Below are 13,077 nucleotides of genomic sequence, written 5' to 3' on the forward strand. Positions count from 1 at the left end.
TATGATAAACAAAATTTACGGAGACGGAAAGTATGCGGTAAGTATGAGCGTCCATATAACAACAGGAAACGGACTTGCAGTTTTTATAAGCGGCGGTGAAAGACCACATCTTGGAGGAGTAGCATTGGCTGCCCCCGGTGCAGAGATTGATGGACAGCAACTTTCCAGCTGCGATCTGTGGACCCTGACAGTACCGGGGCATAAGGACGCACAGCTGGCACAAAAGATCGCGAAGAAGCTTTGCACTGCGCTGGGAGAGCCGGTATCTGTAAGTCTTGGAGTTCATGTTGAACATGCCACGATGGATGAGATTAAACTTCTGTGTGACAATGTGGAAGCTGCAGCAGATTTATTTTTAAAAGAGTATCTTAAAAAGGACTGATTGGGGTAATTATGGACCATTTGATTTGTGTTGACATACTGGATCGGGAAATAGGGAAAGCGACCAAAGAAGAGTGTCATCAAAAGGGATTGCTTCACAGGGCTTTTTCAGTATTTTTGTATCATGAGGGGAAATTGCTGCTTCAGCGGCGTGCATTGGAAAAATACCATTCCGGTGGTTTATGGACCAATGCATGCTGCTCTCACCCCCGATTTCAGGAATCTTTAGAGGAGGCAGTTAAAAGACGTCTTTATCAGGAACTTGGAGTCGTCTTAAACTGTGAGGAAGCAGGTTCTTTTATTTATTATCATAAGTTTCATGATGATATGTTTGAGTACGAATATGACCACGTGTTTATTGGTCAGTATCATGGAGAAATCAGTCCGGATCCGGAAGAAATTATGGATCTGAAATGGATGGAAATAGCTGATTTGTCTGAAAGCATGCTGCAAAATCCGGAACAGTATACGGTGTGGTTTTTAACTGCAGCACCTATGGTTATTAAAAAACTGATGAGCGGAAAAGTACCAGGGTAATGACCTGGATTTTTCGCTGTTCAGAGATAGATTGGCTTTAAAATAAATACTTAATGGGAGGTACACGAATGAGTGACAAGAAAGGGTTTAAGGTTTGGATTACAAATTTATCGGTTAAATGGAAATTATCAATTGGGTTTGGTATATTATTTTTAATATTATTAATTTCGCTGGGTACATCTGCTAGCAGTATATCCAAAATTGGAAACCAGGTGGAATTATATTCAAAATTCACCTATCCTCTTACCTCTAACAACCTGGAAGCCCAGAGGGAAGCTGTGTCAGTACAGAGATTTTTACTAATGGCGCTTCTTGAAAAAGAATCAGGAAAAGATTATCAGGCATCTCTTGACATGTCCAGTAAAAGCGCACAAAATTTTATGGAGGTTTTTGACAAATTTGCCAAAAACCAGCGAAGTGCAGCAAATGATAAAAACATAGCAGATGTGAATCAGCATGTTCAGGAGGCGGAAGTAGCCCGTAATAAAATTCTTGACCTGCTAAACGACCCATCAAAAAAAGATGCATCAGCAGCTTATACAATTTTCCAGGAAGAATTTTTACCACCCTTTAATCAGATTACAGATATAATGGAACAGATGAATGTGGTTGGTGCACAAAAAGCGGATGTACAGAAACAGACAGCTAAAAGCGTTATTGCAGAGTCATGGGTAATGCTTCTGGTAGTACTGGTGGCATCTGTGTTGGCTACCCTTTCTATTATAATTGTACTGACACGGGCAATTTTAAAACCTGTTAAAGAAATAGAAGAAGTGTATAAAGGCATGGCAGAAGGAAATCTTCGTTCAGAAATTCACTACGAGAGCCGTGATGAACTGGGACGCATGGCTGAAAGCATTCGTTCTACCAATGCAAGACTTATTACTTATATTGAAGATATTATTTCAAAGCTCACTATGCTTTCTCAGGGAAACATGAGTTTTACGGTTGATCTGGATTATGTTGGTGATTACTCTGCAATTAAACAGTCTTTACTCAGCACAATTGCCTCATTAAATGCAACCATGCAGGTAATTCATTCAGCAGCTGAGCAGGTAAACTCAGGAGCAGGACAGGTCTCTGATGCTTCTCAGGCATTAGCATCAGGAGCAACCGAGCAGGCGGCAACCATTGAAGAACTGACTGCTTCCATTCACAGCGTAACGGAAAAAGCGGAAAAGAATACAGTATCTGTACGTAATGCGACAGAGTCAGTATTCCAGGCTGGTCAGGGAGTGGGAGAAAGTAATAACCGGATGAAACTCCTGAATGAAGCAATGAAAGAAATCAGTCATTCTTCGGAAGAAATATCCAAGGTAACAAAGATAGTGGAAGACATCGCTTTCCAGACAAACATTCTCGCATTAAATGCGGCAGTAGAAGCAGCAAGAGCTGGTGAGGCAGGCAAGGGCTTTGCTGTAGTTGCGGATGAAGTGAGAAATCTGGCTGCAAAATCAGCGGAAGCGGCCAAACAGACAGCAGATCTTGTACAGAAATCTACAGATAAAGTAGCAGAAGGCGAGCGGATGGCAAACGAAAGCTTACGGCTTTTAGATGATGTAGCTGAAAAGTCTTCAATGGTGGAAAAAGCAATTAAACAGATCGAGTCCGATACCCAGGATCAGGCAAATTCCATTGTCGAGATTAACCAGGGGCTTTCCCAGGTTTCCGCTGTTGTACAGACCAACGCTGCAACTGCGGAAGAAAGCTCTGCTTCCAGTGAGGAACTGGCTGCACAGGCACAGATACTCAGGGAGCAGATTTCAAAATTTAAGCTCACAAGTGTATCTGTCAGCACAGGAAATGAACCGTTCGCTCCAAGATTTGCGGAACCGGAGATAAACCAATCTGCAGCCTTTGATTCAGCGTCCGGAAAATATTGAAATTAATTACACAATTGCTCCGTTTTCCGTTATAATAATACGGTAGTCGATGAAACAATAAAACAAAAAGGAGGACTGCTATGTTAGGAATTATCGGAGCAATGGATGTGGAAGTTGCAGAAATAAAAGAATCCATGAAGGATGTTACGGTTGAAACCATAGCGGCAATGGATTTTTATAAAGGTACATTAAAAGGGCTGGAAGCAGTTGTAGTCCGTTGTGGCATAGGAAAGGTCAATGCAGCTATCTGTACACAGATTCTGGCGGATCATTACCATGTGACTGCAGTTATTAATACAGGAATTGCCGGGTCTTTAAAGAATGAGATTAATATTGGAGATGTGGTGCTTTCCACAGATGTAGTACATCATGATATGGACGCAACAGGCTTTGGTTATCCGGCAGGACAGATCCCACAGATGAAGGAATTTTCATTTCATGCAGATGAAAAACTCCGTAATCTGGCTGAGAATTGCTGCAAAGAGGTGAATCCTGAAGTTGGAATTTTTAAAGGAAGAGTGGTTTCAGGGGATCAGTTCGTCTCTGACAGGGTTAAAAAAACCTGGATCTCTGATACATTTCAGGGATTTTGTACAGAGATGGAGGGGGCTGCCATTGCACAGACCGCTCACTTAAACCATATACCATTTCTCATTATCAGAGCTATCTCAGATAAGGCGGATGACAGCGCAAATATGGACTATAGCGAGTTTGAACAAAAGGCAGTGAAAGCTTCTGTGAACCTTATTTTAGCTATGGCAGAAAAATATTCAGATTAACTTAATAATCGAATTCTGGCAGGATTTGACGAACGATTCTAGGCTCTCTCATCTTCCCAAAGGCAGTCCGGGTGTTTATAATAAACCTATCACCCGGAGATGCCGGGAAGAAAGGGGAGCTATTATTATGCTGGAATTTTTACAGACAGGCAAAGCGTTATACGTGATGGCAGTTTTCTGCGGCATTGGCATTATTACCAGATGGCTTACACGTAACCTCTACAAAAGACTGATTAAAGAATCAGACAATCTGACACTTACTAAAAACAGGAACCTTCGTGCTTTTAAACAGAAGACCGAATCAACTTATCAAATGAACCAGGGGATTCCCAGGGTCAAGCCTTATTTAGAAAGACAGATGTATGATTTTAAACATATGGGTATTACACTCCATGGCTGGAACATGTTATCGAATCAAATGACACTCTGGTGTTTCTTAGCGGGTGGTGCAGCCGCGTTTGGTTCTTACTGGTACCGGACAGATCCTTATTACATAGTTTTATATGGTTCGGTAGGAATTATGGCAGGTTTGTTTACCATATTGGTGGATCATGGTGCGGGAGTTACAGAGAAACGTCAGCAGCTGTTTGCAACACTGGATAATTATCTGGAAAATACACTGATCTACCGACTGGATCAGGAACGGGAGGAATCAGCTTCCATGTCGGGGCCGCGGCTGGAGCCTCGTGAAAATATCCGATCTATCTATGGGGCTCAGTCCAGAGTTGCGGCAGAACCGGAAGCAGAGCCTGATCGAAAGGCTGACAGAAGGAGCGCCAGACAGAGGGTGCGCAACCGTCCTCAAAAGCAGGCGGAGGAATATTCTGATGAAATGGAGCGTTTGCCAATGAGAGGAGAATCCATGGATGCATCGGAAGTAAAAGGTTCCGTCCGTGATGTGGACTATTTAAAAAAGAGTCTGGAACAGATTGCAGCAAGCAGGGAAAAGGAGCGGGGAAACAGACAGGGAGAGGATTGGCTTAAGGATTTAAATCCGGAAGAATTAAAGCTGATTGGCGAAATTCTCCAGGAATATTTAACATGAACGTTCGGAGGGCAGAAGAAAATAAAGTCGCATTTCGATGAGTTCTATGATATAATTTTCCTAAACAGGCAGACAGGAACCTGACATAATAGGAAAAGGAGAATATTAGCAATGGGAAATATAGTTTTTGATGATTCCAGAGCAGCAGGATTTGTATCAGCAGAAGAGATGGATAACATGAAAGCCACAGTACTGTGTGCGAAGGATGTGCTGATGAACAAAACTGGTGCAGGTAACGATTTCTTGGGGTGGATTGATCTACCGGTCAATTATGATAAAAAAGAATTCCAGGAAATAAAGGCGGCAGCAGAAAAAATTCAGAGTGATTCTGATGTACTGCTTGTTGTCGGGATCGGCGGTTCTTATCTTGGTGCAAGAGCAGCGATCGAATTTTTATCCCACAGCTTTTATAACGTATTACCAAAAGGAAAGCGTAAAACTCCGGAGATTTATTTCGTCGGCAACAGCATTAGCAGCAAGTATATTCAGGATTTAAAGGACGTGCTGGAAGGAAAAGATTTCTCCGTTAATATTATATCCAAATCCGGTACAACCACAGAGCCTGCAATTGCATTCCGTGTATTTAAGGATCTGCTGATCGAAAAGTATGGACGTGAAGAGGCAAATAAAAGGATTTATGCCACTACGGATAAGGCGAAGGGTGCGTTAAAGAATTTAGCGGACCAGGAAGGTTATCAAACGTTTGTTGTTCCGGATGATGTGGGAGGACGTTTCTCAGTGCTTACGGCAGTCGGCCTTCTTCCGATTGCAGTATCCGGTGCTGATATTGATAAATTGATGGAAGGCGCGGCAGCAGCCAGAGAGGAGGCAGTAAACACACCTTATGAATCAAACGGTGCACTCCGGTATGCAGCGGTCCGCAACATTCTCCTTAGAAAGGGAAAGTCGGTTGAGATCGTGGCAAATTATGAGCCAAGCCTTCATTATGTTTCCGAGTGGTGGAAACAGCTGTTTGGAGAAAGCGAAGGAAAGGATCAGAGAGGTATTTTTCCGGCAGCAGTGGATTTAACCACAGACTTGCACTCTATGGGACAGTTTATTCAGGATGGGTCCCGAATTATGTTTGAAACTGTATTAAATGTAGAAGAATCTCCGGCAGAGATCCTCTTAAAGGAAGAAGAGGTTGATACAGACGGAATGAACTATCTGGCGGGAAAGAGCGTGGACTTCGTGAACAAGAGCGCGATGAATGGAACCATTCTGGCGCACAGTGACGGAGATGTCCCGAATCTGATGGTGAACATTCCGGATCAGGATGAATTCAGCTTAGGACAGCTGTTTTACTTCTTTGAATATGCCTGTGGTGTAAGCGGCTATATTCTGGGAGTAAATCCATTCAACCAGCCGGGTGTGGAAAGCTATAAAAAGAATATGTTTGCTCTCCTTGGAAAGCCTGGGTTTGAGAAGGAAAGAGAAGAGCTTTTAAAGAGATTATAATCTGTTTTAAATATAAAAAGTCCTGCCATGTAAATGGAGGACTTTTTTTTACCAGTAAGTATTATTCTTCTATAATCTGTATCTCCAGAAAATCAAAATCAATGGGTTCTATAAAATTATCCTGAGTAAATCGTGCTTTTGAATGAACTTTAAAATCCTTTACAGTAGAATCAAGCCATATGGGCTTTCCTAGATCAAACTGATAGCAGATCTCCTCCAGAGACTGAAACACCATGGAAGTTCTGGACAGACTGTAATCGGAGATACAGATGACGGTATCTTTTACGATCCGGGTATTGGTTATTAATTTTGCCCACATACGAAACATAATAATTTTCCCTTCTATCTGACAAATTTCGGTGACCGGCAGTCATTTGATGAAACGATTATAGCATTATGTGTACGAATATGGCAAGGAAGAAATTCAGGACATTGTAAAACAAATCAACCTATGATAAAATTGTGAGAGGAAAAACCGAAGGAGGAAGACAAAAGATGGCACAGCCTATAGAAGATCAGGTTGGATTTCTTGGAGAGGCATGCAGAGCCGTTCAGGAACTATCGGTAAGCAAGAGTTTGCTTGAAAAATACCGTCTGGAAGAAAAGAGTCTTTTTAGAGAACTGGAAGCAGAGAGAAAGGCTGTGACCGATGCCATCAGCCTTACGGTAAAAAAAAGGGTACAGGAAATTAACGATACCTATGACAGAGAGATCGCGAAAGAACAGGACAATCTAAAGCGATTAAGAAACAAACGGGAAAAAGCCAAAACACAGGGAATTAAGGAACGGATTGAAGAGGAGACTCAGGAGCTTAAGGATAAAAACAAAGAATTGTTAACTGAGTTAAAATCTGTTTTTAAACGGGATCATGTTCCGTCTTACTGCAGGAGCACCTGGTATTATGCTTTGTTTTTTACCAGAGGGTTTTCTGAAACCATTATCCTGCTTTTTACAGCACTTATTTTTTTTCTTGCCATACCCTGCGGAATCTATTTTCTCATTCCACAAAGAAAATCATTTTATCTGGCAGGAATTTATTTTGTCTCCATCCTGCTTTTTGGCGGGATTTATATTCTGATTAACAATCGGACAAGAGTCAGACACCCAGAGGCTTTAAAAAAGGGAAGGGCGATTAAAAATTCTATAAAATCAAATCGGAGAAAGCTTCGTGCCATTATCCGTTCTATAAAAAAGGATCGTAACGAAAAGGTCTATAATCTGGAAAAGTTTGATGATGAGATTGCAAAAACAGAACAGGATCTTGCAGACATTGCGGACAAGAAACAGGAGGCATTGAATACATTTGATAAGGTAACCAGTACGATTATTTCCGATGAAATAGCCAGCAGTAAAAGAGAAAAAATCTCACAGCTTGAGAAGGAACACGAAGAGGCGGTTAATAACTGGAAAGAAGCTCAGATACGGGTTAAGGAGCAGACGCTGTTTATCAATGATAATTATGCCTCTTATATCGGATCTGAATATATGATCCCGGAGAAGCTTGATGAACTGGCAGATATGATACGGATGGGGAAGGCACAAACCATTAGTGAAGCCAAGGAAATTTATAACAGCATAAAAGACTAAAATAAAGGTACAGGAACCAGCCGGCATAAACGGCAGGCCTGTACTTTTTTTGCGTTTTTCTGAAGGATTGAGGTGAATAATTCTAAAGAACCCGGCTTATAATAGAACAGAGAAAAATAAGGACAGCAGGGCAGTATATTATGAAATTATGGGAAAGAATTGCAATCCGGGGAAATCGGGATGTTTTTTATTATGACACCAGGCAGACCTTTGAAGCAGAGGAGTTTGCGTCCAGACTTTACAGCATGATATGCTCGGAGCAGGAGAATGGAAAATCGGCAGGTGTGCTGTTTTTATGCATAGGTACCGACCGTTCCACGGGAGACAGCCTTGGGCCCTTAATTGGTTATAAGCTAAATGAAATGGGACTGGAGCATTTAGAGTTACTGGGCACGTTGGAGCGTCCGGTTCACGCCATGAATTTGGATACCTATCAGACTATTTTAAAGCTGCGATATCCCAATCATGTAGTGGTAGCCGTGGATGCCTCTGTTGGAAATATAGAGCATATTGGTTATGTCACCCTTGGAAAAGGGGCGTTAAAACCAGGCCTTGGAGTCAGCAAAGAGCTTCGGGCTGTAGGGGATATTTTTATTACAGGTATTGTGGGAAGCTGTGGAAATTACGATCCGCTTATGCTTCAGAGTATCCGGCTTTCTGTTGTCATGCGTATGGCAGACTGCATCAGCCGCAGTATTTGTCTTGTCGAAAAGTTATGGGAAAACTCGTACTTTCTTTGACACGTTTTTCAAATGCCTTATGCTATGATTCATTGGATTAAATAGAATAGCGGGGTGATCCAATGGATGAATTATACAATCCGTTCCCGAAGCTGCCCAAAAACATCAGACAGATTGGGGAACGGGATGAAATCGTAAAATTATATGTAGAGGATTATGTTAACACATATTTAAAACGTCTTTTTCCTGTAACTGGACAAAGACTGCGGGTCGGACTTTTGCTTGGCAGTATGGAGTTAAGTGACGGGACGCCGTATATCTTTATCGACGGAGCATTGGAGATGGAAGATGTGACGGAAGAGGGCCTGAAGGTGTCCTTTACAGAACTGTCATGGAAAAGAGCTTCCCAAAACATGGACCAGCTTTTTCCAAAAAGATCTATACAGGGCTGGTTTATATGTGGAAGTCCGGGAGAAGATTTAAGTCCTTTAAATTACTGGAAGCAGCACATGCAGTATTTTGGAGGTCCCAACAAACTAATGTATCTAAGCTGTGGAACAGAGGGGGATGAAACAATTTATGTAACCTCGGAAGATGGTTTTTATAAGCTTCAGGGGTACAGTATCTATTATGAACGCAATCAAATGATGCAGGATTATATGGTACTGCGCAAGGATGTAAAACGTATCGAAACCGATACAAATGATAAGGTAATTGAAGAATTCCGCAAGCGAATGGGCGAGAACAAGGAAGAAGCAGTGGACAGGCATCAGACTGTCGGACTTCTCCGGGGCATGTGCATGGCCATGTCAGTTGTCGTATTAGCTGGCGGAATTGTTATGTTTAACAACTATGAGCGTATGAAAAGCATGGAAAGTGTGGTAGTCTCTGCAATTCCAGCCAAGGCAGAAAAAATTCTCCTGGGTGATAAGACCCAGCAAAAGGGTGAAAAAAAGGAATCAGGAGTAGTGGTAGAGGAAGCAGATGGAGAAGTATATCCGACCTCTGCAGTCAGCAAGGAAACCATGTCTGAAACCATGCCGGGAGCCACACAGGCGCAGACAGCGGCACAGGCTGGGGAAACAGCGGGTGAGACAGTCAGTGAGACAGCTGCAGCCGCAGAGTCAGAGCCAGCAACACAAAAGGTAGTAGAAGAGAAGGTGACACAGGCAGCTAAACCTGAGACACAACCTGCAACCCAGGCAGCAGCGACGGATAGCCAACGGATTCATACCGTGGTAGAAGGAGAAACGCTGTATGGGATTTGTATTGCTGAATATAAGAGCGTTAATAAATTAAAGGAAATTTGCGAACTGAATGGACTAGAAGATGAAAATAAGATAGTTGCGGGCCAGAAATTGCGTCTTCCGTAGAAAAACTTAATGCGTTTCTCTCTAATTTGATGTATACTACAATTACATATGGGCATTTTTAGGAGAAACTGCATGAGCGATATGAACTCTATGAACAGAGAGATAAAGAAAGACCAGCTGCGGCGTCAGATTGTCCCGGCTTCACCGCAAAAGGACGAGGACAGCAATGAAATCATAAAAAGAGCCCGCACAAAGGTTAAAAAGAAAAAGTTAAAGATTTTTCTGGTGGTGCTTTTTATCCTGTCTGCAGGTGCAGTCAGTCTGTATACATATTTGAATTATTATCAGTATACTGGATACAGCGTCGTCTGGGAAAAATCGCTCAATGAAGGAAGCTACGTTGGATATTTGGACTTTGGAACCAATGTGTTAAAATACAGCAAGGATGGAGCTTCCTATATTGATAACCAGGGGAAAGAGGTATGGATACAGAGCTATGAGATGAAATCACCGGTTGCCAGTGTCAATGGCTCTTATGCGGTCATTGCGGATCAACAGGGTAATTCCATCTATGTCTTTGATAAGACGGGTAATACCGGAGTGGCAAACACGGTACTGCCTATTATAAAGGCGTCTGTATCAGCCCATGGAGTGGTGGCTGCGATCTTAGAAGATACTACTTCCAATTATGTGTATTTTTATAAACGGGATGGCAGTTCTCTGGATGTGAAGATCAAAGCTTTATTAGGAGGAGATTCCGGTTATCCGGTGGATATCAGCTTATCCCCTGACGGAACACAGCTGATTGGATCTTATGCATTTTTAAAGAATGGAACAATGAATGGAAGAGTTGCCTTTCATAATTTTGCAGAAATCGGTAAAAGTGTTCCGGACAGGCTTGTAGGGGGATTTGATGAACCTTATGAGTCCACATTTGTAGCGCAGGTAAGGTTTCTTGATGACACATACTCCTGTGCGTTTGCAGATAATGGTATTTCGTTTTATTCCACAAAGAATGCACTTTCTCCGGAGCTGATTAAGCAGATTCCGGCTGAAGATGAGATAAAAAGTGTATTTTACTCGGACAAGTATGCAGGAATGATTACCGATAACCCTGAAGGGGAAAATCCTTATAAGCTTTCTGTATATAAATCCAATGGGAACCTGATGTTTACCAGTGGTTTCCAATATCAGTACACCCATGCTGATATTGACGGAAACCTGGTAATTTTGTATAATGAAGACTCTTGCAGAGTCTATAACATGTCAGGAAGGCTTAAATTTTCCAGTACATTTGATTTTCCCATAACAAAAATCCGAAACGGCAGATTTCCCAATACTCTGATCGTATCCGGACCCCAGAACATGAAAGAAATAAGATTACAAATAGGAGGACAATACCAATGAGCAACATCGATACTATGTCAATTAATGCAATCCGCATCCTTTCTGCCGATGCAATCCAGAAAGCCAACTCCGGACATCCGGGACTTCCTTTAGGCTGCGCATCTGCTGCGTATGAATTATGGGCAAATCACATGAATCATAATCCAGCAGATCCAACATGGGCCAACAGAGACCGTTTTATCCTGTCTGGAGGTCATGGATCCATGCTGTTGTACTCTTTGCTCCATCTGTTTGGATATGGTAATTTATCCAAAGAGGATGTGATGAATTTCCGCCAGCTTGGTTCTAAAACTCCTGGACATCCGGAGTATGGCCATACAGTGGGAGTTGAGGCAACCACAGGTCCTCTTGGAGCTGGTATGGGTATGGCAGTCGGTATGGCAATTGCCGAAAGTCATCTTGCTGCTGTATTTAATAAGGACAACTATCCGGTAGTTGATCATTACACCTTTGCTTTGGGTGGAGACGGCTGCATGATGGAAGGAATTTCCTCTGAAGTATTTTCTCTTGCAGGAACTCTTGGTCTGGGTAAATTAATTGTTATTTATGATTCCAATAAAATTTCCATTGAAGGAAGTACAGATATCGCATTTACAGAGAATGTACAAAAACGTATGGAAGCATTTGGTTTCCAGATTATTACGGTTGAGGATGGTAATGATTTAGAAGCCATCGGACGTGCAATCGAAGAGGCAAAGGCAGATACCGAGCATCCTTCCTTTATCACCATAAAGACACAGATCGGCTTTGGCTGTCCTGCAAAGCAGGGTAAGGCAAGTGCTCACGGGGAACCTCTGGGTGCTGATAACATTACTGCATTAAAGGAAAACTTAGGCTGGCCATCAATGGAGCCATTCTATGTTCCGGAGGAAGTTTACAGCCATTATAGAAAGCTTGCTGAGGAAAAGGCGGAGACAGAAGCGGCATGGAATGTAATGTTCGCTGCTTACTGCCAGGAGTATCCAGACATGGAAGAACTGTGGAATGCTTACCATGACCCGGATGCAGGAGAGAAATCCATCGAGGCATGCGCTGATTTCTGGAAAAAGCCGGAGAAGGCAGATGCAACCAGAAATTTATCCGGACAGATTTTAAACAGAATTAAGACATATATGCCAAACTTAATCGGTGGTTCTGCGGATTTAGCTCCTTCCAATAAGACAAATATGTCGGATATGGGAGATTACAGCAAGGAGAACCCGGCTGGCAGAAACATGCATTTCGGAGTTCGGGAACTTGGAATGACAGCCATAGGAAACGGTATGATGCTTCACGGCGGACTTCGTACCTATGTGTCTACTTTCTTTGTTTTCAGTGATTATACAAAACCCATGGCACGTCTTTCTGCTTTAATGGGAGTACCGTTATCCTTCGTATTCACTCACGACAGCATCGGTGTTGGTGAAGATGGTCCTACTCATGAGCCAATTGAGCAGCTTGCCATGTTACGTGCATTGCCAAACTTCCATGTATTCCGTCCCTGTGATGAAACAGAGACAGAAGCAGCATGGTACTCTGCACTGACTTCCAAAAAGACTCCGACCGCTCTGGTTCTTACCAGACAGAATCTGACTCCTATGCCAGGAAGCAGCAAAGAGGCATTAAAGGGTGGATATGTAATCGATGACTGTGAAGGAACACCAGATCTGATTCTGATTGCCAGCGGATCGGAAGTTGAATTGTCTGTAAAGGCAAAAGCTCTTATTCCTGACAAGAAAGTCCGCGTAGTTTCCATGCCATGTATGGATTTATTTGAGGAGCAGAGCCAGGAGTACAAGGAATCCGTACTTCCAAAAGAAGTTAGAAAACGTGTGGCAGTGGAAGCATTAAGCGATTTCGGCTGGGGCAAATATGTAGGTCTTGACGGCGCTTATGTGACCATGACCGGATTCGGAGCAAGCGGTCCTGCTAATCTGTTATTTGACCATTTTGGATTTACGCCTGAGCATGTGGCAGAAGTGGCAAAATCCTTATAATTAAACTGCCTCTGTGGTACAAAAGCATAAA

Annotated in this window: 12 protein-coding genes; 11 read left to right on the plus strand and 1 reads right to left on the minus strand. The window is 42.6% G+C overall.

What is annotated here, in order from left to right:
• Position 1 precedes the first annotated feature (1 nt).
• The 6 genes from ACOAOT_RS21580 to ACOAOT_RS21605 all read left to right on the plus strand — a co-directional run bounded on the left by ACOAOT_RS21580 (position 2) and on the right by ACOAOT_RS21605 (position 6,083).
• Positions 2 to 382, plus strand: coding sequence for a proteasome assembly chaperone 4 family protein (locus ACOAOT_RS21580; protein WP_420218828.1), 381 nt, complete (start codon positions 2 to 4; stop codon positions 380 to 382).
• An 11-nt stretch (positions 383 to 393) separates the two neighbouring features.
• Positions 394 to 918 carry an isopentenyl-diphosphate Delta-isomerase gene (idi, locus tag ACOAOT_RS21585; protein WP_420218829.1) on the plus strand — a complete coding sequence of 175 codons (525 nt, stop codon included), beginning with the start codon at positions 394 to 396 and terminating at the stop codon, positions 916 to 918.
• 68 nt (positions 919 to 986) lie between these two features.
• Positions 987 to 2,801: a methyl-accepting chemotaxis protein gene (locus ACOAOT_RS21590; RefSeq protein ID WP_420218830.1), complete on the plus strand. Its 1,815-nt coding sequence runs from the start codon at positions 987 to 989 to the stop codon at positions 2,799 to 2,801.
• An 80-nt stretch (positions 2,802 to 2,881) separates the two neighbouring features.
• Entirely contained in the window at positions 2,882 to 3,580 is a 699-nt protein-coding gene (locus tag ACOAOT_RS21595; RefSeq protein WP_104439628.1) for a 5'-methylthioadenosine/adenosylhomocysteine nucleosidase, read from the plus strand.
• Between the two features lie 127 nt (positions 3,581 to 3,707).
• The gene (locus ACOAOT_RS21600; RefSeq protein ID WP_420218831.1) at positions 3,708 to 4,625 is read left to right on the plus strand and encodes a hypothetical protein; all 918 of its coding nucleotides are present in this window, start codon (positions 3,708 to 3,710) and stop codon (positions 4,623 to 4,625) included.
• Positions 4,626 to 4,736: 111 nt separating this feature from the next.
• Complete coding sequence (locus tag ACOAOT_RS21605) at positions 4,737 to 6,083, plus strand: glucose-6-phosphate isomerase (RefSeq protein WP_349673903.1); 1,347 nt, start codon at positions 4,737 to 4,739, stop codon at positions 6,081 to 6,083.
• Between the two features lie 61 nt (positions 6,084 to 6,144).
• On the opposite strand, the gene ACOAOT_RS21610 is transcribed toward ACOAOT_RS21605, so the two are convergent.
• On the minus strand, positions 6,145 to 6,411 hold the full coding sequence (locus ACOAOT_RS21610) for a hypothetical protein (RefSeq protein ID WP_420218832.1): 267 nt from the start codon (positions 6,409 to 6,411) through the stop codon (positions 6,145 to 6,147).
• 167 nt (positions 6,412 to 6,578) lie between these two features.
• Here ACOAOT_RS21610 and ACOAOT_RS21615 point away from each other — a divergent pair, with 167 nt between their 5' ends.
• From ACOAOT_RS21615 to tkt, 5 genes are all read left to right on the plus strand, one after another.
• Positions 6,579 to 7,670, plus strand: coding sequence for a hypothetical protein (locus tag ACOAOT_RS21615; RefSeq protein WP_420218833.1), 1,092 nt, complete (start codon positions 6,579 to 6,581; stop codon positions 7,668 to 7,670).
• A gap of 140 nt (positions 7,671 to 7,810) precedes the next feature.
• Positions 7,811 to 8,410 carry a spore protease YyaC gene (yyaC, locus tag ACOAOT_RS21620; RefSeq protein ID WP_104439635.1) on the plus strand — a complete coding sequence of 200 codons (600 nt, stop codon included), beginning with the start codon at positions 7,811 to 7,813 and terminating at the stop codon, positions 8,408 to 8,410.
• A gap of 62 nt (positions 8,411 to 8,472) precedes the next feature.
• On the plus strand, positions 8,473 to 9,723 hold the full coding sequence (locus ACOAOT_RS21625) for a LysM peptidoglycan-binding domain-containing protein (protein WP_420218834.1): 1,251 nt from the start codon (positions 8,473 to 8,475) through the stop codon (positions 9,721 to 9,723).
• 72 nt (positions 9,724 to 9,795) lie between these two features.
• A complete protein-coding gene (locus ACOAOT_RS21630) occupies positions 9,796 to 11,070 on the plus strand; it encodes a DUF5711 family protein (RefSeq protein WP_420218835.1) in 1,275 nt (424 codons plus the stop codon).
• Positions 11,067 to 13,046 carry a transketolase gene (gene tkt, locus ACOAOT_RS21635; protein ID WP_420218836.1) on the plus strand — a complete coding sequence of 660 codons (1,980 nt, stop codon included), beginning with the start codon at positions 11,067 to 11,069 and terminating at the stop codon, positions 13,044 to 13,046. Before ACOAOT_RS21630 ends, tkt begins: the two co-directional genes overlap by 4 nt.
• The last annotated feature ends 31 nt before the right edge of the window (positions 13,047 to 13,077 follow it).

This window comes from Lacrimispora struthionigena (genome assembly GCF_048627165.1).
GTDB lineage: Bacteria > Bacillota > Clostridia > Lachnospirales > Lachnospiraceae > Lacrimispora.